This window comes from Shinella lacus, from assembly GCF_010994755.1.
Lineage (GTDB): Bacteria > Pseudomonadota > Alphaproteobacteria > Rhizobiales > Rhizobiaceae > Shinella > Shinella lacus.
Window position 1 is genome coordinate 695,130 of sequence record NZ_WHSB02000003.1, and the last position, 22,030, is coordinate 717,159.

General features: G+C 65.7%; 21 protein-coding genes and 1 pseudogene. 5 read left to right on the top strand and 17 right to left on the bottom strand.

Features of this window, described 5'->3' with window-relative positions; all coding sequences use genetic code 11:
- Positions 1 to 52: 52 nt before the first annotated feature.
- The 6 genes from GB927_RS11320 to GB927_RS11345 form a co-directional block, all read right to left on the bottom strand.
- Positions 53 to 802 carry an SDR family NAD(P)-dependent oxidoreductase gene (locus tag GB927_RS11320; RefSeq protein ID WP_256116930.1) on the bottom strand — a complete coding sequence of 250 codons (750 nt, stop codon included), beginning with the start codon at positions 800 to 802 and terminating at the stop codon, positions 53 to 55.
- A gap of 10 nt (positions 803 to 812) precedes the next feature.
- A complete protein-coding gene (locus GB927_RS11325; protein ID WP_256116931.1) occupies positions 813 to 1,586 on the bottom strand; it encodes an SDR family NAD(P)-dependent oxidoreductase in 774 nt (257 codons plus the stop codon).
- A gap of 71 nt (positions 1,587 to 1,657) precedes the next feature.
- Positions 1,658 to 2,416, bottom strand: coding sequence for an iron ABC transporter ATP-binding protein (locus tag GB927_RS11330; RefSeq protein ID WP_256116933.1), 759 nt, complete (start codon positions 2,414 to 2,416; stop codon positions 1,658 to 1,660).
- Positions 2,413 to 3,354 carry an iron chelate uptake ABC transporter family permease subunit gene (locus tag GB927_RS11335; protein WP_256116935.1) on the bottom strand — a complete coding sequence of 314 codons (942 nt, stop codon included), beginning with the start codon at positions 3,352 to 3,354 and terminating at the stop codon, positions 2,413 to 2,415. Before GB927_RS11335 ends, GB927_RS11330 begins: the two co-directional genes overlap by 4 nt.
- A complete protein-coding gene (locus GB927_RS11340; RefSeq protein WP_256116940.1) occupies positions 3,347 to 4,324 on the bottom strand; it encodes an ABC transporter permease in 978 nt (325 codons plus the stop codon). The genes GB927_RS11335 and GB927_RS11340 overlap by 8 nt, the downstream gene beginning before the upstream one ends.
- Positions 4,321 to 4,629, bottom strand: a complete 309-nt coding sequence (locus GB927_RS11345; RefSeq protein WP_256116942.1) for a DUF2218 domain-containing protein — start codon at positions 4,627 to 4,629, stop codon at positions 4,321 to 4,323. The genes GB927_RS11340 and GB927_RS11345 overlap by 4 nt, the downstream gene beginning before the upstream one ends.
- Positions 4,630 to 4,932: 303 nt before the next feature.
- Between GB927_RS11345 and GB927_RS11350 the strand changes: the two genes are divergently transcribed.
- The 4 genes from GB927_RS11350 to GB927_RS11365 all read left to right on the top strand — a co-directional run bounded on the left by GB927_RS11350 (position 4,933) and on the right by GB927_RS11365 (position 9,924).
- Complete coding sequence (locus GB927_RS11350; RefSeq protein ID WP_256116943.1) at positions 4,933 to 5,442, top strand: RNA polymerase sigma factor; 510 nt, start codon at positions 4,933 to 4,935, stop codon at positions 5,440 to 5,442.
- Between the two features lie 111 nt (positions 5,443 to 5,553).
- A complete protein-coding gene (locus GB927_RS11355) occupies positions 5,554 to 6,525 on the top strand; it encodes a FecR family protein (protein WP_256116944.1) in 972 nt (323 codons plus the stop codon).
- 132 nt (positions 6,526 to 6,657) lie between these two features.
- Positions 6,658 to 8,967 (top strand): TonB-dependent receptor, encoded by a 2,310-nt coding sequence (locus GB927_RS11360; RefSeq protein WP_256116945.1) that lies wholly within the window; start codon positions 6,658 to 6,660, stop codon positions 8,965 to 8,967.
- A 48-nt stretch (positions 8,968 to 9,015) separates the two neighbouring features.
- Positions 9,016 to 9,924 (top strand): siderophore ABC transporter substrate-binding protein, encoded by a 909-nt coding sequence (locus GB927_RS11365; RefSeq protein ID WP_256116946.1) that lies wholly within the window; start codon positions 9,016 to 9,018, stop codon positions 9,922 to 9,924.
- Between the two features lie 4 nt (positions 9,925 to 9,928).
- Here GB927_RS11365 and GB927_RS11370 read toward each other — a convergent pair whose 3' ends face one another.
- The 6 genes from GB927_RS11370 to GB927_RS11395 form a co-directional block, all read right to left on the bottom strand.
- Positions 9,929 to 10,993, bottom strand: coding sequence for an ABC transporter ATP-binding protein (locus GB927_RS11370; protein WP_256116948.1), 1,065 nt, complete (start codon positions 10,991 to 10,993; stop codon positions 9,929 to 9,931).
- Complete coding sequence (locus GB927_RS11375; RefSeq protein WP_256116949.1) at positions 10,990 to 11,913, bottom strand: PfkB family carbohydrate kinase; 924 nt, start codon at positions 11,911 to 11,913, stop codon at positions 10,990 to 10,992. The genes GB927_RS11370 and GB927_RS11375 overlap by 4 nt, the downstream gene beginning before the upstream one ends.
- The gene (locus GB927_RS11380; protein ID WP_256116950.1) at positions 11,914 to 12,933 is read right to left on the bottom strand and encodes an SIS domain-containing protein; all 1,020 of its coding nucleotides are present in this window, start codon (positions 12,931 to 12,933) and stop codon (positions 11,914 to 11,916) included.
- Positions 12,930 to 13,775 (bottom strand): carbohydrate ABC transporter permease, encoded by an 846-nt coding sequence (locus GB927_RS11385; protein WP_256116951.1) that lies wholly within the window; start codon positions 13,773 to 13,775, stop codon positions 12,930 to 12,932. The genes GB927_RS11380 and GB927_RS11385 overlap by 4 nt, the downstream gene beginning before the upstream one ends.
- Positions 13,775 to 14,659: a carbohydrate ABC transporter permease gene (locus GB927_RS11390; protein WP_256116952.1), complete on the bottom strand. Its 885-nt coding sequence runs from the start codon at positions 14,657 to 14,659 to the stop codon at positions 13,775 to 13,777. The genes GB927_RS11385 and GB927_RS11390 overlap by 1 nt, the downstream gene beginning before the upstream one ends.
- A gap of 68 nt (positions 14,660 to 14,727) precedes the next feature.
- Positions 14,728 to 15,966, bottom strand: a complete 1,239-nt coding sequence (locus GB927_RS11395; protein ID WP_256116953.1) for an extracellular solute-binding protein — start codon at positions 15,964 to 15,966, stop codon at positions 14,728 to 14,730.
- A gap of 142 nt (positions 15,967 to 16,108) precedes the next feature.
- On the opposite strand from GB927_RS11395, the gene GB927_RS11400 reads away from it, so the two are divergent.
- Entirely contained in the window at positions 16,109 to 17,314 is a 1,206-nt protein-coding gene (locus tag GB927_RS11400; protein WP_256116955.1) for an ROK family transcriptional regulator, read from the top strand.
- A gap of 231 nt (positions 17,315 to 17,545) precedes the next feature.
- Here GB927_RS11400 and GB927_RS11405 read toward each other — a convergent pair whose 3' ends face one another.
- The 5 genes and pseudogenes from GB927_RS11405 to GB927_RS11425 all read right to left on the bottom strand — a co-directional run.
- Positions 17,546 to 18,250, bottom strand: a complete 705-nt coding sequence (locus tag GB927_RS11405) for a FadR/GntR family transcriptional regulator (protein ID WP_256116956.1) — start codon at positions 18,248 to 18,250, stop codon at positions 17,546 to 17,548.
- A 47-nt stretch (positions 18,251 to 18,297) separates the two neighbouring features.
- A complete protein-coding gene (locus GB927_RS11410) occupies positions 18,298 to 19,203 on the bottom strand; it encodes a dihydrodipicolinate synthase family protein (protein ID WP_256116957.1) in 906 nt (301 codons plus the stop codon).
- Positions 19,204 to 19,213: 10 nt separating this feature from the next.
- Positions 19,214 to 20,929, bottom strand: a complete 1,716-nt coding sequence (locus GB927_RS11415; RefSeq protein ID WP_256116959.1) for an IlvD/Edd family dehydratase — start codon at positions 20,927 to 20,929, stop codon at positions 19,214 to 19,216.
- Positions 20,930 to 21,072: 143 nt separating this feature from the next.
- Positions 21,073 to 21,849, bottom strand: coding sequence for an SDR family oxidoreductase (locus GB927_RS11420; RefSeq protein WP_256116960.1), 777 nt, complete (start codon positions 21,847 to 21,849; stop codon positions 21,073 to 21,075).
- Between the two features lie 11 nt (positions 21,850 to 21,860).
- A pseudogene (locus GB927_RS11425) lies at positions 21,861 to 22,030 on the bottom strand (galactonate dehydratase); the annotation flags it as partial.

Here is a 22,030-nt window from a genome sequence, read left to right on the forward strand (position 1 = left end):
GTCTTGGCGCCTGCGGCGCGTGTTGTTGCTCGACTCCAGGGTGCAAGGCCGTTCAGGCCTTGCGTTCTTGGAGGATGTTTCCGCCGTCCACCACGAGCACGGCGCCGTTGATATAGCTCGCCTTGGGCGAAGCGAGGAAGGCGACGGCCGCGGCGACCTCGTCCGGCCGGCCGGCGCGCCCAACAGGGGTGGCCCGTGCGGCGCGGCGTTCGTCCTCGGTCGAGGCCCCGGTCTCGATCCACCCGGGCGCCACGGCATTGACGGTGACGCCCTGCGGGCCGGCCTCAAGCGCCAGCGCATGTGTCAGGCCCACCATGCCGGCCTTCGCAGCAGAATAGGCCGTCTCGCCCGGATTGGCGACATAGGGTCCGGTCACCGAGGCGACGTTGACGATCCGGCCGTGGCCATCAACCAGCATATCCGGCATGTAGAGGCGGGTCGCGAGAAAGGTGGTCTTGAGGCTCACCGAGATGCCGCGGTCCCAATCCCTCTCCTCCAGTTCGACGAAGCTTCGCTGGAGCGCCGGCTCCGAAACGCTGCCCATGCCGGCATTGTTGACGAGCACCCCGGCCGGCCCCGTCACCTGGCGGAGCTTTTCAACGTCGGACTTCACCGTCAGGTCGCAGATATGGCCCGTCGCGGAAAAGCCTTCGCCGCGCAGCGTCTCCGCGCGGGCGAAAATGCGCTCGCTCGTCGCGACGAGATGCACGGTAAAGCCCTCTTCTGCGAGGCTCCGCGCGCAGGCGAAGCCGATGCCGTCTTCGGCGCCCGCGCCCGTGATGATCGCCGTCCTGCGCTGCATCCGCCCCTCCTCAGTAGCCGGCCGTCACGCCGAAATCGATGGACAGCGCCGCGCCGGTGATGGGCGCCGCGTCCGGCTCGCAGAGATAGGCGACCATGCGGGCGATCTCTTCCGGCCGTATGAACCGCGCCGCTGCCCCTTGCGGATAGTTGGAGAGCAGCTTCGCCTTGTAGCCGTCCGGATCGCCGCCGCCGTAGCGCTCCGCCTGGAACTCGATCATCGGCGTTGCGACGTCACCCGGGCAGACGGCGTTGACGCGGATCTGGCGGGGCGCGAGTTCGAGCGCCAGGGCTTTCGTGAGCAGCACGAGCCCGCCCTTCGAGGCGCAGTAGATCGATGCGCCATTGTTGCCGACCAAGCCGGCATCCGACGCGATGTTGACGATCGAGGCGCCGGGGCCGAGATGCGGAATGGCGGCCTGGATCAGGAAGAACGCGCCCTTGAGATTGACGTCCATGACGATGTCCCAGTCGTCTTCCGTCATCGCCCCGGCCTCGCCCTCCCGCCAGACACCCGCGGCATTGACGACCACGTCGAGACGGCCCCGCCAGCCCAGCACCGCCTCGACGGCGGCGGCACAGGAGGCGATCTTGCGCATGTCGAGCGGCACGGGAAGCACGTCGCGTCCCTCGGCGCGCAGCTTTTCCGCCGCCGCCGTCAGGCGTTCGCCTGCGAGGTCTGCAATTGCGACCGCGTATCCGGCGGCCGAAAGCCGTGCGGCAATCGCCGCTCCCATGCCGCCGGCCCCGCCGGCAATGAGCGCTGTTCGGGTCTGGTCGGTCATGCCTGCCTCTGCGTCAAAGGAATTCCGAGCAAGATGAACGGGCTGCCGGGGGGAGTGTCAACAGCAGAAGTCTAGAGTTGGTGCAGCACGAAGGGTTTTCCCTCGATCGTCTCCACGCGCATGGGAAAGCCGAAGACGGTTTCCAGCCTGTCCGGCGTCAGGATGGCGGCCGGCGCTCCGTCCGCGACGATGCGGCCCGCCTTCATGGCGATGATCCGGTCCGCGTGCGCGCTCGCCTGGTTGATGTCGTGCAGCACAATGACGATGGTCTTGCCCTTCTCGTCGGCGACTTTGCGCAGCGAGCGCATCAACTCGCGGGCGTAATACATGTCGAGATTGTTCAGGGGTTCGTCGAGCAGCAGGTAATCCGTCCCCTGCGCGAAAACCATGGCGACGAGCGCGCGCTGGCGCTGGCCGCCAGAGAGCGTCTCGATGAAACGATCGGCGAGATCGGCGAGGTCGAACTGGGCGATGGCCGCTTCGATGATGGCATGGTCCGCTTCGGTCAGGCGCCCGCGGCCATGCGGGAAACGGCCGAAGCCGACGAGTTCGCGCACCTTGAGGCGGCTTGCGACCGTCGTGTCCTGGCGGAGGATGGCAATGACCTTCGCAAGTTCCCGGCCGGGTGTCGTGTTCACCGGCAGGCCGTCGATCTCGATTGCGCCCGTCTGGAGCGGATGCAGCCGGGCCACGAGCGAGAGCAGCGTGGACTTGCCGGCACCATTCGGGCCGATCAGCGCCACGACGCCGCCCTTCGGGATCGTCAGGGTGATATCGGTGAGGATCGGTGTCGTGCGGTGCTTGAAGGAGACGTTTTCGATGCGGATCATTTGCGGCTCCCGAGGACCAGCAGCAGGAGGAAGACGAGCCCGCCGACGAATTCGATGACGACGCCGAGCGCCGTCGCATTGCCGAGCGCATGCTGGAACAGCGTCTGCCCGCCGACGAGCACGATGATGCCGGCAAAGGCGGCGGCCGGCAGCAGCAGGCCGTGGCGGCGGCTTTCCACGATGCGTTCGGCAAGGGCGGCGACCAGCAGGCCGAAGAAGGCGACCGGGCCGACGAGCGCGGTCGAGACGGCGACGAGGGCGGCGACGACAAGCAGCAGCCCGGTCACCGTTCCGGCCCAGCCGACGCCGAGGCCGGTCGCGGTATCCGGTCCGAGCGAGATCACGTCGAGCACATGGCGCGCGCGCCAGGCGATGATGGCGGCGATGACGGTGACGATGGCGGCGAAGACCAGCAGGTCGGTGCGCACGGCATTGAAATTGGCAAAACTTGCCGATTGCGCCACGGCGAATTCGTTGGGATCGATGAGGCGGGCAAGCAGGGAATAGAGGCTGCGGAACAGTACGCCGAAGACGACGCCAGCGAGCAGCATCAGGCCCATGTCGAGGCGGCTTTTCAACATGGGCAGAAGCAATGCGGCGGCGAGCGCCATCAGCAGAAGAACCTCCATGCCGAATTTCAGCTGCGGATCGAGCGCCACGTAGCCGACGCCGCCGAGCAGGAAGACCATCAGCATCTGGCCGAAGAGATAGAGCGCATCGAGCCCCATGATCGAGGGCGTCAGGATGCGGTTGCCGGTGACGGTCTGGAAGATCACCGTCGAAATGGCGATTGCCACGCCGACCTGTACGAGGGCCGCGAGTTTCAGCAGGCGCAGTTCCAGCACGAAGGCGATGTTGCCCCTGAGACCGATCGCCAGGAATGCCACCGCGGCAAGCAGCGCCGCGACGGCAAGGCCCAGAAGACGACGCTCAGCCATGCGCGCGTCCCCGGAAGATGAGCCAGAGAAAGACCGCGCCGCCGACCACGCCCATCACTGTGCCGACGGGGATTTCATAGGGGTAGCGGATGAGGCGGCCGGCAATGTCGCAGGCGAGCACCAGCCCTGCGCCCCCGGCCGCGACCCAGCCCAGCGTGCCGCGCACATTGTCGCCCATCAGTCGCGAGACGATGTTGGGCACGGCCAGCCCGACGAAGGGGATCATGCCGACGACGGTGACGGCGAGTGCGGTGATGACGGAGACGATGACGAGGCCGATCTGCATCATGCGGGCATAGTCGATGCCGAGCCCGATGCTCGCCTCGCGGCCGAGCGCCATGATAGTCAACCGGTCGGCGACGAACCAGGCGACTGCGACCATCAGCGCCGAGATCCACAAGAGCTCGTAGCGCCCGCGCAGCACGCCGGAAAAGTCGCCATTGGTCCAGACGGAGAGGAACTGCAGGAGGTCGGCCTGCCAGGCGGCGAAGGTGACCGCGGCGCCGATGACGCCGCCGTAGACGATGCCGAACAGCGGGACGAGATAGGGCTGCGCCGGCGGCAGGCGATGGGCGGTGGCGAGGAAGACCGACGTGCCGACAAGCGCCGCGCCGCTCGCGACGAGTGTTTTCTCCCAGAGGGCGGCGGCGGGGAAGAGAAGCGTGACGAGGAGGATGCCGAGCTCCGCGCTCTGGGCCGTGCCGGCGGTCGCCGGCTCGACGAAGCGGTTGCGCGAGAGCGTCTGCATGATCAGCCCGGCAATCGCCAGCCCGGCGCCGCACAGCACGGCCGCAAGCGTGCGCGGCAGGCGGCTGACGACGAGAAGCTGGAGGGCTTCCGGATCGCTCAGCACCCTGTTCAGCGGCAAAGGGCTGACGCCGACGGCAAGGCTCAGCACGAAAAGCACCGCGAGCCCGAGGCCCGCGATCGTTCCGGTTCGAGGACGCTGTTTTGCGGCGGCAGCAGTCATGTCGCGGTTTGAGACGCATCCTGCCGCCGCCAGTCGAGCGGCTGAAGGTCTTCGCGGAAGGCGAAACGCAGGAGATGCGATTCGATGACGTGCTGCGTCTGGGCAAGCCCCTCCTCGTCCTCGGACGTCGCGACCAGGCGAAGCCCCTTTTCATCCGCATCGAGAAGGCTGGTGCCGCAGGAAAACTGGCATTCGCCGTGGGTTTCCGAATAGGAAACCGTGATCTTGTGCGCGAAATGTTTGCAGAGCTGCACCAGGTATTTGGAGCCGCTGGCGGTTTCCAGATAGGCGGCGGATTCGAGCATGGCCTTCCCTTTCATCCCTGGACGGCGGCCGGAACCTGGGCCCCGCCCCGTCAAAAACATAACGTCTTTACTCATGTTTTCCCGGCGAGGGAAGCCGGCCATTTTTCGTTGATGTAAACTTGACTACGCAAATCAAGTTAAGCTATTTCTCATGCAGAAGCGGTCGGCGGCATGAGCACGGCCGATGAAGTTTGAAAGGGTGGCAATGGCGGCGGCGCTTGGCGATGCCGAAGATCGTGGGTGTGTCGTGCGCCGGTCTCGGCGCCGCGGCGGCGTTTTGCTTTTCTGTAGAAGGACCGCGCCGTGACGGAGGGAGATGCCACCTCGCTGCTCTACGCGACCCACCGCCCTGCCCTCGTTCGCTATGCGACGCGCATCCTCGGCTCGCGCGAGGCGGCGGAGGATATCGTGCAGGATGCCTTCCTGCGATTCTCGCCGGCCAATGCCTATGGCGCCTCGGCCAGCCAGACGCTCGCCTATCTCTACCGTATCGTCCGCAACCTGTGCCTCGACCTCATCAAGCGGCGCAAGATCGAGATGCGGGAGCGTGACACGGAGCCGCCGTTCTGGTCCATGCCGCGCGCCATCGAGACGCCGGAGGAGACGGTGCTGCTGTCCGACGAGGTGCGCATGATCACCGAGGTGCTCGACGGCTTTCCGCTGGATGTGCGCGTCGCGGTCGAAATGCACCGGTTCGGCGGTTACACGCTGGAGGAGGTCGCCGCCCATCTCGGCATCTCGGTCGCCACCGCCCACCGCCATGTGCGTGCTGCACTGGTGGAGATCACGCTGAAGCTCGGCAGCGCCTCGTGACGGGCAGGCGCCCGCCGTGAAAAAAAATCGTGCGCAAATCGTCCCTACGCAGCAATTCGATATTCGGCTAGAACCGTGCACGGCACGGAGCGCCGGGGCATAGGGTATATCTTGATTCAGGACGACAGCGAAAAGCGCCGCGCGGTGGAAGAGGCCATGGACTGGCTGCTGCAGCTGAAGGCCGACCCCGATTGTCCGCAAACCCTGCGCGAACACGGGGAGTGGCTGGCGCGCACCGAGACCAACCGCTCCGCCTGGCGCGCCGCGCTCACGACCTGGGAGGCGCTCGGCGAGGTGAAGCCGCGCCATGCCGACCTGTGGCCGGCCCGCCCAACACCCGCCCTGCCCCGCCGCAGCCGGCGCATGTGGGCCACCGGCGCGGCGTTCGCGCTCGCCGCCGCCCTCCTGCTGGTGCTGGCTGCACCTGCCCTGATGATCTGGCTGCAGGCCGATTTCCGCACCGGCACGGGCGAAAGCCGGGTGGTGACGCTTGCCGATGGCAGCGCGGTCAACCTTTCCGCCGACAGCGCCATCGATGTCGATCTGACGCCGCAGGGACGCCATGTGCGCCTTCTCTCCGGCCAAGCCTTCTTCGACGTGGCGCATGACGGCAGGCGTCCTTTCACGGTCGATGCCGGCAACGCCAAAGTGGTCGTGCTCGGCACGGCCTTCGACGTCGCGCTCGACGATGCGGCGACGACGGTGCAGCTTGCCCGCGGCGTGGTCGGCATTTCCGGCGAGGGCGCGGCACGCGGCGTTGCCGAAATGGCGCCGGGCGACATGGCGACCGTCGATGGCGAGACGGGCCTGATCACCCACGCCACCGTGCCACTCGAAGAAATCGGCGCTTGGCGCAACGGCCTGCTCTTCGTCAACGACGTCACCGTCGACAGCGTCGTCGCGCGGCTGCGGCGCTATCATCCGGCCTGGATCAGCGTGCCGGACCGCGCGCTTGGCCGCCAGCGCGTCACCGGGCTTTACGACCTGCGCGACCCGGACCGCGCGCTCGCCGCCCTCGTCCAGCCACTCGGCGGCAAGGTGCGCTCGGTCTCCGCCTATGCCCGCATCGTCACGCGGTTCTGACTTTCGTTAAAACTTTTCAGGAAAAATCAGGAAAATTGCAGAGGGCGTGAAAAATATCCCCGAGGCGGTCGTCTCTGCACCGGGAATGCGCGCCTGGGGCAGCGCATTCCGAGGTATGACACCGGGGGTAAAATGCGTTTGCATAGCGATCGATCGACCACGACGCGCGCCAAGGGGCGTGTGCGCACCGTCTTCTTCACCAGGCTGATGGTTTCCACCGCGGCGGCACTTCTGTTCAGCCTGCCGCAGGCGGCCGTGCAGCCGGCGGCAGCGCAGGCGAAAACCGCCCGCATCGGCGCCATGGCCTTCGATATCCCGGCGCAGTCGCTGGCAGCCGCCCTCAACGCCTTCGGCCGGCAGTCCGGCCTCCAGGTGTCGCTTGCCGCCGCGACCTCGCGCGGCGTGACCTCGAAGGCGGTGAAGGGCACGTTCACGCCAAAGGAGGCGCTTGCAGCGCTTCTGCAAGGCACTGAGACGCAGCATTCGATCACCCCGGACGGCACGGCGATCGTCACGTCCAAGCATCTTTCGCCGCTCGTCACCGGCTCCGTCGAAAACGGCTCGACGACGCTCGACCGCATCACGGTGGAAGGCGAGCAGGTCGGCGAGGGCGACGTCAGCGAGCTCAACATCACCTCCGAGGATCTGGAGCGCAAGAACCCCGCCACCATCCAGGACGTGTTCCGCGAGGAGCCGAGCGTCAAGGTCGGCAGCTCGCTGCCCATGTCGCAGAAGGTCTATGTCAACGGCATCGAGGAAACCAACCTCGCCATCTCTATCGACGGCAGCCGCCAGAACAACAAGGTGTTCCACCACAATGCGACGACGCTGATCGACCCGACGCTGCTGAAGGCCGTCAGCGTCGATGAAGGCGTGGCGCCGGCCGATGCAGGCCCGGGCGCTCTTGCCGGCTCGATCGTCTACGAGACCAAGGATGTCGGCGATTTCCTCGACGGCAACGGCTATGGCGGCTTCGTCAATTCGAGCTTCAACACCAACGGCAACATCTTCACCACCGGCCTCTCGACCTTCGGCAAGCAGGACGGTTTCGAATATCTCGGCTATTTCAACATCGGCCGCGGCGAGGAATTTTCCGCCGGCAATGGCGACGAGGTGCTGGGCACGCGCACGCATTTCTTGAGCGGCATCGGCAAGGTCGCCTATGAGTTCGAGAGCGGCGATCGCATCGAGATCAGCCATGAGGCGATCAAGGACGAGGCGCCGCGCCCGTTCCGCGCCAATATGGGCTCGACGACCGGCGCAAAGCCCTGGGAGCCGCTGATCCGCGACTACCGGCTCGACCGCCAGAACACGGTCTTCACCTATACGGACGCCACGCCGGAAGGCTGGTGGGACCCGAAGCTGGTGCTCGCCTATGGCGAGACGGATGTCACCACCAAGGTCTATCTAAAGCCCGGCACGGTGCCGGAAACCTATGACGTCACCGGCACGACGGGCACGTTCAACGGCAAGTTCGAAAACCGCTTCCACACCGCCATCGGCACGGTGACCGCCGGCGTCGACTTCTATGACGACAAGGCGGAACTCGACGACCTTTTCGAGCCGGCGACGGAAAAGGCGAAAAACCTCGGCGCCTATGTGCAGGCGCGGCTGGAGTCCTTCGAGCGCACACGGATCTCCGTCGGCGGCCGTGCCGACCATCAGTGGTTCACCGGCACGGGCGGCCAGGAATTCAACAATTCCGGCCTCAGCGGCAACATTTCCGGCGAATACGACATCATTCCGGAATATCTGACAGCCAAGGCGGGCTATTCCCACGTCTGGGCCGGTATTCCACTCGCGGAAAACTTCATCATGAACCCGGCTTGGGCCTATGATGTCGAGCCGGACCCGACGACATCGGACAACTACACGGTCGGGCTCGTCGCCAAATATAACGGCTTCTCGCTCGAAGGCTCGGTCTTCCGCACCGAAATGGACAATGCCCGCGCCGCCCGCTACGCCTATGCCTACGCGGCGCGCCAGGTGGAATCCGAAGGCTTTTCGATCGGCGCCGGCTATGACTGGGCGGATGGCTATGTCCGCGTGAAATACGCCAATATCGACACGCTGATCGACGGCAAGCCGGCCGATTCCGATACAGGCACCTATCTGACGACGCCGGTCGGCGAGATCATCACAGTCTCCGCCGCCCACACCTTCGCCGATTGGGGCCTCACCGTCGGCGGCGACGTGGAGCTTGCGCCGAAATACGACAAGGTTCCGGACGGCAGCCCCGCCTTCAAGGCCTACCAGGTCGTCAACAGCTTCGTCGAATACAAGCCGCCGACGCACCAGAACCTGACGCTGCGCGCTGAGGTGAAGAACATCTTCAACGAGGCCTATTCCGACCGCGCCACCTACGGCCAGGAGTTCGGCGAGGTGACGCCGCTCTACCAGCCCGGACGCTCGTTCATCGTGAGCCTGCGCGCCACGTTCTGACGGATACGGTCCCGGCTCACCGCCGGGACCGCCCTACCGGAGACCAAGATGAAGGCCTGCTTGAAATTCTTCGCGTTGACGGCTGCGCTCCTTGCAGCCGGCACTGCAATTGCCGCCGAACTCGAAATCGGCACGGCAGCCGGACCGAAGACCGTGAAGACACCGGTCGAAACGGTCGCCGTCTTCGACATCGCGGCCGTCGATACGCTGGACAAGCTCGGCGTCAAGCCGGCAGGCCTGCCATCCAATCTCTACCTTCAGGAGCTTTCCCACCTGAAGGACGGCGCGGCTGTCGTCGGCGACATCTTCGAGCCGGACCTCGAAGCGCTGAGCGCGCTCGCGCCCGATCTCATCATCCTCGGCGGCCGTTCCTCGACGAAGGTAGACGCGACCACGCAGGTGGCCCCGACGATCGATATGACGATGGACGGCGACGACCTGCTGGAACAGGCGCGCGAGCGGCTTTCGACCTACGGCCGTCTTTTCGGCAAGGAAACGGAGGCGGAGGCCGCGGTCAAGGAACTGAACGCTGCCGTCGAAACTGCCCGCACCGCGGTTGCCGGCAAGGGCAAGGCGCTCATCGTCATGACCAATGGGCCGAAGGTCACGGCCTATGGCCCCGGCTCGCGTTTTGGCTGGCTGCACCGCTCGCTCGACCTGCCGGCGGCGATCTCGGACGTTCAGGCGGCGACGCATGGCGAGGCGGTGTCCTTCGAGTTCATCCGCGAGGCGAACCCGGACTGGCTGATTGTGCTCGACCGCGCGGCCGCGATCGGTTCCAACGACCAGAACGCAAAAATCACGCTCGACAATGAACTCGTCGCGCAGACCGTTGCGTGGCAGAAGGGCCAGGTCGTCTACCTGCCCTCCGGCGATTTCTACATCGCCGCCGGCGGCGCGCAGGCGATGACGCGTGTCTATGCCGCGATCACCGAGGCCTTTGCCGCCGCGAAATAGGCGGTCAGTTCAGGCGCTGCTCCGTTTCCGCATCGAAGACGTGGAACAGGGCGGGGTCGGCGCTGAGCGCGATTTCGTCGCCCGGCTTGATTTTTGTCGAAGCCGGCAGGGTCGCAACGAGGCGCTGGCTGCCGATGATGGCCGTGACGACAAGCTCCGGCCCGGTCAATTCCGCCACCTCGCAGCGCGCCGCAAGCGGCAGCCCCTGCCCGGACGTCCCGATCGCCTCCGGCCGGATGCCGAGCACCAGGCGGCGGCCCGGCGGAACGCTTTCGAGGCCCGGCACCGGCACGGCGATATCCGTACCGTCGATCCGCACACCACCCCTGTCCGCCGCTCCCGCCAGCAGGTTCATCGGCGGCGCGCCGACGAAGGTCGCGACATAGAGCGTTGCCGGGCGGTTGTAGATGGTTTCCGGCGTGTCGAGCTGCTCGATCCGGCCGTTGCGCATCACGGCGATGCGGGTGGCGAGCGTCATCGCCTCGATCTGGTCATGCGTAACGTAGACAACGGTCGTCTTCGTCAACTGGTGCAGGCGCTTCAGCTCGGTGCGCATCTCCATGCGCAGCTTCGCGTCGAGGTTCGACAACGGCTCGTCGAACAGGAAAATCTTTGGGTTGCGCACGAGCGCGCGGCCGATCGCGACACGCTGGCGCTGGCCGCCGGAAAGCTGGCCGGGCTTGCGCTCCAGCAGGTTTTCGATCTGCAACAGCTTCGCCGTCTCGTGCACCGCCCGGTCGCGTGTTGCCTTGTCGACCTTGCGCATTTCCAGGCCGAAGCCGATGTTCCGGTGCACGGTCAGATTGGGATAGAGCGCATAGGACTGGAACACCATGGCGATGTCGCGATCTTTCGGATGCACGCCGATGATCGAGCGCTCGTCGATGCGGATGTCGCCGCTCGTCGGCTCGGCGAGGCCGGCGATGATGTTGAGCAGCGTGGACTTGCCGCAGCCGGACGCCCCGAGCAGCACGAGGAACTCGCCGCTTTCGAGCGCGACGTCGATGCCCTTCAGCGTCTCGACGGTGCCGTAGCTCTTGCGGATGGCGCTGATCGTCAGGGTGCTCATGCCACGGCTTCCTGCAAGGTGGGTGCGTAGGTTCTGGGATGGGTGGAAATGGCGCGCGAGGCGACGCCGATGCCGGCCGCAAGGCTCGCCCCCAGCCCTTCACCTGCCGCAAAGGACGCCAGAAACGCGGCATTGAAGACATCGCCCGCGCCGATCGTGTCGACGACGGTGACGCGCGGCGCATCGGCGCGCAAAACCGTACCGTTGGTGTCGACAGCGATCGCACCCTTCGGCCCGCATTTCACCACGACGATCGCGTCCGCCGGCATGCCCTGCCGCAGCACCTGGCCCGCCTCAGCCGGGTCGGAGACGCCCGCGAGGCTCGTCGTCTCCACCTCGTTGAACAGCGCGATCCGGCAGCGCGACAGCCATCTCCTTGCCGCCGCCTTATTCCGCTCGGTCCAGCCATCCAGCGGCCAGCCGGTGTCGAGCGCCACCGCGATATCATGGCGATCCGCCCAGTCGAAGAAGCGGTCGTAGTCTTCCACCAGCTTCTCCGTCAGGAACGAACCGCAGAGGAGCGCGATACCGCCCTCAAGCCGCTGGCCGTCGAGCACGGCGAGGACATCCTCCAGGCTGAACAGCGGCAGGTGTCCGCGCGTCGTGAAGAAAGTGCGCTCGCCGTCGGGATGGGTAATGCCGACGGAGAGCGTCGTGCTGTCGCCGTGCACCGGCCAATGCCGGGCGTGATCGCCAAAGCCCTTTGCCAGCCAGGTGCCGAACTGGTCGGCGCCGATGCTGGCGGCGATCTCGAAGGGCGTGCCGAGTGCCAACCAGGTGAGCGCCGAATTGCCCGCCGAGCCACCGACGCGCAGCTCGTCATGGTCGACGATGGTCTCCGTGCCCGGCTGCGGCCAGGGGGCGGCCGGCCCCATGATCAGGTCGACATTGACGTTTCCGACGACGGCAAGCGGTCTCACTCATTCACTCCGGGTAATCTTCGTCGAGCGCACCGGCGTGCCGGCATTGTCAACGCGCGCGGCGGCGAAGGCGATCATCAGCCGCTGGGCGGTCGGCAGCATGGTGAAGACGGCGGCGAGGCCATCGAGCGGCGGGAAGGTGATGGTTGCAGCGCCCGCGACCGGCGGCCGGCCAGAAGCGTCGAACAGTACCAGCTTCGCCCCGGCCTCGACCACCGAGGTCGCCATCGCCGTCACCAAGTCGGCCGTCGCATCGTCGCCGCGGAAGAGGATGACGCCCATCTGCGGTGATAGCATTTCCATCGGCCCATGCCGCAACTGCCCGCCCTCCAGCGAAAAGCACGGCACACGCGAGAGTTCCGTCAGACCAAGCGCGATGGCCTCTGCGAGGCCCTGCAAGTGCCGTCCCGACGTCACCACCGAGCGCACACCGGAGAGCGTCGCAAGCGCCTCATCGATTGCCGGCTCCTGCGGGTTTTCCAATGCGCTGATCGCCTGTGCCGGGTCTTCGCCCAAGGCGGCGAGGATGGCGAGGTGCAGCGCAAAACTCACCGTCAGGCTGCGGGTTGCCGCAAACGCCTGCTCGGTGCCGCCATGGCCGACAAGGCACGGCGCGGTGCGGGCAAGGAAGGAGTTGCCTTCGAGCGAGAAACCAAAGGTTTCGGCATTGCCGCCGGTCTCGTCGAACCAGCGAAGGACTTCTGCGCTTTCGCCGGATTGCGACGTGATGAAGACCGTGCGGCCGTCAAGCGTGAGCGGCGCGCCGAGCTGTTCGGAGAGCGGCAGGGCGATCGCATCCACGCCGAGGCGCCGGTAGAGCGGCTCGACGGCGCGGCCGACTGCATGCGAACCACCCATGCCAAGCAGCAGGAGCTTGCCCGTGCGCTTCAGGCTGGCGGCGGCCTTTTCAGCCATCTCGCGATTGCTGTGGAAGGAGGCGAGCGCATCGGCATGCTGCCGGGCCATTTCCCGGTCGATTGCCTGAAGACCTTCCGGCCGTGTCGTCGTGTTCATCGTCATCCTTTCACACCACCGCTGGTGAGGCCCGAAATCAGGGCGCGTTGCATGATGAGGCCGACCAGCACCGGCGGCAGTGCGGCGAGCACGCCGGCCGTGGCGATCAGCCCGTAGTCGGAAACCCGCCCGCCCGCGAGATCGGCAATGGCGACCGTCAAAGTTCGCGCGCGCTGGTCGGAGGTAAAGAGCAGAGCATAGAAGAATTCGTCCCAGCCGAGCAGGAAGGCGAAGAGCGCCGAGGTCGCGACGATGGGCATGGCGAGCGGCAGGGTGACGATGCGCAGCGTGGCGAAAAGGCTCGCCCCGTCGATCATCGCCGCCTGCTCGATTTCGCGCGGGATACCGTCGAAGCCGGATTTCATCAGCCAAGTGGTGAAGGGTGCGAGAATGCTGAGATAGACGAGTGCCAGGCCGAACACCGAATTCAGCAGCCCGAAGGTCGCGAGCGCCATGTAGAGCGGCACGGCAAGCGCCACCGGCGGCAGCATGTAGGTGGCGATCACCAGCGACAGCGACCAGCCGATCGACGGCGTGCGCGACACGGCCCAGCCGGCCGGAACCGCGAGCACGATCGCCGCGATGGTCGCCATTCCGGCGACGAGTATGCTGTTGACGAGCGAGGCGACGAAGGCCGCACCGGCACTGTTCGGAATGGTCGAGAGCAGCGTGGCATAACGCGAAAAATCCATCTCGCTCGGCCACCACTTCAAGGGTCGCGCGACGAGATCGGCGGCGGGCGAAATGCTCATCACGAAGAGCCAGAAGATCGGCGCGAGGATGACGGCGGCGAGCAGCAGGGCCGCGCCGTGGATGAGGATCGATGCGAGGAGGCTGCGGCGTTCCATCAGGTGGCGCTCCCCGCGGTGCGGCGCACGAGCATGCCGTAGCCGACCGCCAGCACCGTCACGATGAGCGTGACGACGAGCGCCAGCGAGGCGCCGGAGCCGGCGCGCTGGAAGGAGAACGCCTCCTGGTAGACGAGGATCGACAGGGTGCGCGTCGAATTGGCCGGGCCACCGCGCGTCATCACCCAGATGATGTCGAACACCTTGAAGGCCTCGATGGTGCGCAGCACCAGCGCAACCATCAGGGGGCCGGCGAGATAGGGCAGGATGACGAAGCGGAAGCGGTTGAAGGGACCCGCGCCATCGACGAGCGAGGCGGCGGTGATATCGCGCGGCACGGCCTGGAGGGCGGCAAGCGCGATAAAGGCGACGAGCGGAAAATTCTTCCAGCAATCGGCGACGATCAGCGCCGTCATGGCGGTGCCCGGCTCGCCGAGCCAGGAGCGATAGCTGTCGAGCAGGCCGATCTGCGTCAGCGCGGAATTCAGCGCGCCATATTCCGGATTATAGATCAGCCGCCACAGCGTTGCATTGACGACGGTCGGCAAGGCCCAGGGCAGGATCAGCAGGGCGCGCAACACGGCGCGGCCATAGAACTGCTGGTTCAGCAGGAGCGCCGCGAGAACGCCGATCACCATTTCCGCCGCCACGGAGACCACGGCAAACCAGGTGGTAGCGTAGAGCGCGCGCTGGAAATTGCTGCTCGACAGCATCTTCACATAATTGTCGATGCCGACGAAACTGCCGCCCGTGCCGACGAGCTTGGCATCGGTGAAGGACAGCCGGACCGTATCGATCATCGGCCAGCCGATCACGGCGATCATGATCACCAGAAGCGGCAGCATGAGCAGCCATGCCCGGGTCGTCATCCAGGTGCTGGACATAGCGTCCTCTTCATATCGTCTGGGTGGTCAGTGTGCGGGCGGCCGGAACCGCCCGCAAGTCCGGGTGATCAGAGGCCGCTGTTTTCCGCAGCCGACTTCAGGGCATCCTCAGGCGAAGCCTGATCGAGCAGGGCTTCCTGGATGGCCTGCTGCAGGGCCGTGGAAAGCTCCTGGTATTTCGGCGTGGTCGGGCGCGGATACATGGCGGCAAGGCCGAGCTTAGCGGCGGCGATCAGCTCTTCCTGGCCGGCGGTGACGGCCGGGTCCTCGTAGGACGAGGCCCAGATCGGCAGGCTGAGCTTCGCATAGGCGTTCTGCGTTTCCTGCGAGGTCATGTGAACGATGTATTTCCAGGCTTCTTCCGGGCTCTTGCTCGTCGCGGTGATGCCGAGGCCCATCGAGCCGTTGACGGCCGAAACCTCGCTCTTGCCTTCGACGCCGGGTGCCGGCACGACGCCGACCTTGCCCTTGACCTTGCTGTCTTCGCCGCCATTGGCCATGTTGTACATGTAGGTCCAGTTGAGCGCGAAGGCCGCCTCGCCGTTCTGGAAGACGTTGCGCACGTCCTCTTCGAGGAATTCCTTGGAGTTCGGGTTGGTGAGGCCGGACTTGTAGCTGTCGACCATGTAGGTCAGCGCTTCGAGACCGCCGCCCTCGGTGAAGGCCGGCTTGCCGTCCTTCAGGAACGCGCCGCCATAGGCGCTGACCAGCGTGGTGTAATCGCAGATCGCGGCTTCGGCCTGCGACCAGCTCCAGGCGATCGGCGTGGCGAGCAGGCCCTTGTCCTTGATGACCTTCGCCTGTTCGCTGAGCTCGGCCCAGGTCTTCGGCGGTGCCTTGATGCCGGCCTTTTCGAGGATTTCCTTGTTGTAGAACAGGTATTTGGTGTCGAGGATCCACGGCATGCCGTAGGACTTGCCGTCATAATCGACGGTCGTCCAGGCGCCGGGCAGAACACCCTTCTTCATGTCGTCGGTGATGCGGGCCGAAACGTCGACCAGCACGTTGTTCGTCGCATATTCGGCGGGCCAGATCACGTCGAACAGCACGACGTCGTAGCCACTGCCGGACCCTTGCGCGAGCACGGCCTTGTCGTGCAGGCCTTCGTAGGGCACGAATTCCAGGTTCACCTTTATGTCCGGGTTCGCCTTGGTGAAGGCGTCGGTCATGGCGCGCACATCGGCTTCGCTATAGGCGGCCTGCGCCATGAAGAGTGCGTTGAGCGTCGTCTCCGCGAGGGCGTGCGGGGCGGAAACAGCCGCAATCAGCGCTGCACCGAGCAAGGTCTTCTTTATGGATTTCAACATGATTGCGTCCTCCTGTTTGTGAAGTCGTTTCGGCGCGGCACCAGACCCCGCCGTTCCCTGAAACTCTCTGGTCTCTTATTAAGTCAAATGGCTTGACTTAAATGTTCTGTATTATTCAAATGGTGTCAAGAGGGAAGTGCCGATGAACGAACTGCGGACGATCCGGGCCAAGAGCGGGACCAATCAGGAAGGCACCAGCGCGCACAACCGGCGCGTCCTCATCGAGGCCATCCGCCTGAACGGGCCGCTTTCGCGCGCCGATCTCGCCCGCGCCACGCGGCTGACCAAGCAGACCGTCTCGAACCTCATCGAAAGCCTGGAGGCGGACGGTCTCGTCGCCTCGGAGGATGTTGTGCGCGGCGCGCGCGGCCAGCCCTCGACGCCCTATCGGCTGGTGCCCGAGGGGGCTTTTGCGCTCGGCGTGCAGATCGACCGGCACCTGACGCGCGTCGTTGCCGTGGACCTCCTGGGGCGCGAGGTTGCGCGGGCCATGGCGAACCTGCCGCCCGGCGGCCCTGCGGAGGGCAGCAAGCTTATCCTGCGCCTCATCGAGACCGTACGCCAGGATCTTGCCGGCCGTATCCCTGAATCGGCGCACCGGCTTGCGGGGCTCGGCGTGGCGATGCCCGGGCCATTCGGGCTGGAACCGTCGGACGATGATACCTGGATGATGGCGCAGTGGCAGGATTTCCCGCTGGTGGAAACGCTCGCCGCCGGCACCGGCCTTGCCACCAGCCTCCAGAACGACGCGAGCGCCTGCGCGACGGCGGAGCGGATGAACGGTTCGGCCGACGGGCTCGACCATGTCGTCTGCATCTATTTCGGCTACGGCATCGGCGCCGGCCTCATCCTCGGGGGCGAACTCTATACCGGCAGCAACCGCAATGCCGGCGAGATCGGCATGGTGCTTTTTTCGCGCGGCGGGGTGCAGTCGCCGCTGGAACACCGCGCTTCGCTGGCCTCGCTCTTCCAGCATCTCGGCCTCGATTCGGCGACCACCGAAGCCTATGCCGAAGTCGAGCGGCTGACGCTGGCAGACGATCCGCGCGTGCTGGAATGGCTGGCTGGCGCCGCCGCCGACATGCGTCATGCGGTGCACATGGTCGAGACGATTTTCGACCCCGAGACCGTCATCCTCTCCGGCAGCGCACCCGAACCGCTGGCCAAGCGCCTCTTCGCCGAAATGTTCCCCCTCATCCCGTCGAATGCCGACCGCCAGAACCGCGCGCTTCCGCGCCTGCAACTCGGCATGATCGGCCCTTGGGCCGTGGCCCTCGGCGCCGCCGCAGAACCCATCCGCCGCGCCTTCGATCCGCTCTTCTCGGCGATCCTGAAGGAAGCCTTCTGATCTGCCCATTGCGTAGGCATTTTTTGCTCAAGGGGCGGGCAAAAGTGTACGGGGGTGCAATTTATTTGCACAGGCGTACCGGAATCGCCGAATCAGACCTTCCCTGGACGGGGGCAAGACCTTATCCGGATACCACTCGCGTAACCCGCGAGCTTCCCCGCGTCATTGGGAGCCAAACCGTGGCGCTCGCTGCCCCGCTTCGTGCGGGGCTTCTTTTTTTTCGCCACTCGCTCAGGCCGTCTGGAAGTTCCGCTTGTATGTCGAGGCGATCAGGGTCGCAGCGGTGCTGGCGGCCGTCTCCTCGTCGCGCGCTTCGATGGCAACGAGGATCGCCTCGTGCTGGGCCAGCGACTGGCCGAACCCGCCGGATGCCGCCATGGTCTTGGGAATGCTGATCGACAGGGCGGCGCGGATGACCGAGGCGACGGGCAGCAGGAAACGATTGTGCGCCGCCTGGAAGATCTGCAGGTGGAAGTCGATATCCGCCTCGATCGCCTCTTCGAGGCCGGCCCGCTCCTCCGCCATGCGCAGGTAGGCGGCGCGGATCTGCGCATGTTCGCGTGCCGAACCCCTCCGGGCCGCCAGCCGCGCGGCCAGCGGCTCGATCGACAGGCGGATCTCGAAGAGTTCTTCGGCAAGCGCCTCCTGGTCGTCGGCGTCGCCCTGCCAGGAAAGCACGACCGGATCGAGCGTGTTCCAGTGTTCGGCTGCCCGCACGCGCGTACCCAGGCGGGGTTTCGCTTCGATAAAGCCTTTGGTCGAGAGGATTTTCAGCGCTTCGCGCAGCGTCGTGCGGCTGACGCCGAGGCCGGCCAGCATGTCGGCTTCCTTCGGCAGGGTGTCGCCGACCTTCAACTCGCCGAGCGTGATGCGCCGGCCGATATCGCCTGCGATGCGGGCCGGCAGGCCGCGATCCTCCCGAGCGATAACCTTCATACGCGCCCTCTCCCCTGCTTTTCTCCCTCGTTCATAGACCGTCGTCCCTATTCGGGAAAGCCACCCATCGCGGTGGCGTAGCGCCGGGTCATGTCGAGGCCGATCGATGTCGGCCGCATGGCCGGTGCGCGGTCGTGGATGGCGATGCCTGCCCGTTCGCCGAACAGGCGCTTGCCGTAGCAGATGAGGTTCTCGATGCCCTGCATGGTGAAGACCACGCCCGGCATCATGCGGCGGTATTCCTCCTCTGCGTGCTCGTCCCAGCCATCGCAGAAGAATTCATAGGCGCGCACGGCAAGATCGATGGAATCGGGCGCCAGGATCAGGCCGCGGCAGCCGATGCGCAGGTTTTCGAGCAGTTCCAGCCCGGCGCGGCCGTTGAACACCGGCAGTTGCCCTTCCGTTACCTCGATGAGATGAGCGATGTCGACAACCGGCCCCTCGCCCTTCACCAGGCGGATATTCGGATGCTGGCGCACCAGTTCGCGGATGTCGGCGGCCGTCAGCCCGCGGCCCATCAAAGCCGGCGCGTTCTGGATGGCAAGCGGCAGGTCGGTGCGGTCGGCGACGCGGCCGAAGAAGCGGATATATTCGGCGGCGGAATATTGGCCGACCATCGGCGGCTGGAGGATCAGCCAGTCGGCGCCGGCTGCAGTCGCATGCCGCGCCTGGCGCACCTGCTCCTCGATGGAGGCGCCGAAGATCGTCAGCGCGACGGGCACGCGGCCGGCCGTATCCTCCACCACCCAGTCCATCACGGCCATGCGCTCGCGCTCATTGAGCTTGGCGGCTTCCGTTGCAAGGCCGAGCGCGGCCATGCCATGCACGCCGCTCGCCAGGCAGATCTCCGTCTGCCGGCGCATGGCTGCGCGGTCGAGCCTCTCCTCGCCGTCGAAAAGCGCGTAGAGAATGGCGTGGATGCCGTGAAGGTCTTCGACCCGAAAATCGTTCATCGACACTTCCTCAATGGCTTTCGCGCGGAACCGCGTGGCCGCGGCTGCCGACGAGGAAATCGAGGTCGGCCCCCGTATCCGCCTGCATGACGCGCTCGACATAGAGGCCCTGGTAGCCGCCGGCCATCGCCGGCACCGGCGCTGTCCAGGCCGCCCGTCGGCGCGCGAGTTCGGCCTCGTCGACATCGAGATGAAGCCTGCGGCCCGCGACGTCGAGCTCGATCCAATCGCCATCCTTGACCAGTGCCAGCGTGCCGCCGACGGCGGCTTCGGGTGCCGTGTGCAGCACCACCGTGCCGAAGGCCGTGCCGGACATGCGGGCATCGGAGATGCGCACCATGTCGCGCACGCCCTGCTTCAGCAGCTTCTGCGGCAGCGCCATGTTGCCAACCTCGGCCATGCCGGGATAACCCTTCGGCCCGCAGTTCTTCAGCACCATGATCGAGGTCTCGCCGATCTCGAGCGCCGGATCGTCGATGCGCGCCTTGTAGTGATCGATCGTCTCGAAGACGACGGCGCGGCCGCGATGCTGCATCAGCGCCGGTGTCGCGGCGGAGGGTTTGATGATGGCGCCGCCGGGCGCGAGATTGCCGCGCAGCACGGCGATGCCGCCACTTGCGGTCAGTGCCTTGTCGCGCGGCAGGATGACGTCGTCATTGTAGTTCTCGACGCCTTCGATATTGGCGCCGACGCTTTGCCCGGTCACCGTCAGGGCGTCGAGATGTAGCAGGTCGGCGATCTCCTTCATGACGACGGGAAGGCCGCCGGCATAACAGAAATCCTCCATCAGATAGGCGCCCGATGGCATCAGGTTGAGGATCGTCGGCACGTCGCGACCAAAATTGTCCCAGTCGTCGAGCGTCAGTTCGGTGCCGATCCGGCCGGCGATCGCCAGCAGATGCACGACGGCATTGGTCGAGCCGCCGATCGCGCCATTGATGCGGATGGCATTGGCAAAGGCGTCCCGCGTCAGGATCTGTGACAGGCGCAGGTCCTCGGCGACCATCTCAACGATCCGCCGCCCGGTGAGCCGCGCCAGTCGTGCGCGGTGGGCATCGACGGCGGGATAGGCGGCGTTGCCGGGCAGCGCGAGGCCGAGGGCCTCCACCATCGAGGCCATGGTGGAGGCCGTGCCCATGGTCATGCAATGGCCGGGCGAGCGCGACATGGCGCTTTCGGCGGCCTGGAAATCCTTCTGCGACATCACACCGGCGCGCACATCCTCGGAGAATTTCCAGACATCGGTGCCGGAGCCGATGGTGCGGCCCTTCAGCCGTCCGTTCAGCATCGGCCCGCCCGAAATGACGATGGACGGCAGGTCGCAGGAGGCGGCGCCCATGACCAGCGACGGCGTGGTCTTGTCGCAGCCCGCCATCAACACGACGCCGTCCATCGGATTGCCGCGGATCGCCTCCTCCACATCCATCGAGGCGAGGTTGCGGAAGAGCATGGCGGTCGGGCGCAGGTTCGATTCGCCGCAGGAGAAGACCGGGAACTCCAAGGGCAGGCCACCCGCCTCCAGCACGCCCGCCTTGATATGCTCGACCAGCCCGCGGAAATGCGCGTTGCAGGGGGTGAGTTCGGAGAAGGTGTTGCAGATGCCGATGACCGGCCGCCCGTCGAAAGCGTCGTCCGGCAGTCCGTTGTTCTTCATCCAGCTCCGGTGAATGAACGCATCCTTGTCCATCCCGCCGAACCAGTGCTGCGACCGCAATTTCCGGGACATGTCCCCTCCTCACTTCCATATGATGCCGATTTTCATATTCTCATATAATCGGAGTTATTATTGGTCAAGCAAGGAACGGGCAAAGAAAAACCTCCGGCGAAGGGTGCGCCGGAGGTTCGGATGGTTTGAAGAAAGGTGGGTGTTCAGGGGTGGTGCAGGACGCTCAGGCCGCCATCCACCGTCAGGCATGTGGCGTTCATGAAAGGGCACTCATCGGATGTCATGAAGAGAGCGGCCTTGGCGATCTCTTCCGGCGTCGCGATGCGCCCGCCCGGATGCAGCGTCATCGTCGCCGCTTCCGCCGCGACGGGATCGGGAAAACTGTTCCAGTATTCGACGGCCTTCTGGGTGCGCACGTAACCGGGCGCGAGCGCGTTCACGCGAACCCCCTGCCCGGCATATTCGAGGCCGAGCGCCTTGGTCATGCCGAGCAACGCATGTTTGGCGACGGGGTAGGGAAAGGTGTGCGGGATGATGGTGAAGGCATGGGTCGAGGCGATGTTGAGGATGACACCGCCGCCGTCCTCGATCATGCCTGGCAGCACGGCCCTGCTGCAATTCCAGGCGCCTTTGAGGTTGATGTCGAAACAGCGCTGCCAGTCGGCATCCGAGAGTTTCAGCGGCTCGAAGAAGACGTTGACGCCGGCATTGTTGACGAGTGCGTTCGGCCGACCGATTTCGCTGGTCGCAACAGCAACGGCACGCTCGATGGCGTCGGCATCCGTGATGTCCGCCGACGCATGAGCCACCCGCCCACCGGTTGCCCGAAGCCGCGCGGCTTCCGCCGCAAGCAGGTCGCCATCGCGATCGATCAGGAAGAGGCTCGCCCCCTCGCCAAGAAAGACCTCGGCAATGGCAAGGCCGATGCCCTGCGCTGCGCCCGTGACGACGACGCGTTTTCCCTCAAGACGTCCAGCCATATCCGCTCTCCTCACCACTCGGCCACGCTGCCATCCTCATGGCGCCAGACGGGGTTGCGCCAGCGATGGCCTTCCTTGGCCCGCTCGATGACATAGGCCTCGTCCACCTCGATGCCGAGGCCCGGTCCCTGCGGGATCGACACGAAGCCATCCGCATAGTGGAACACCTCCTTGTTCGAGA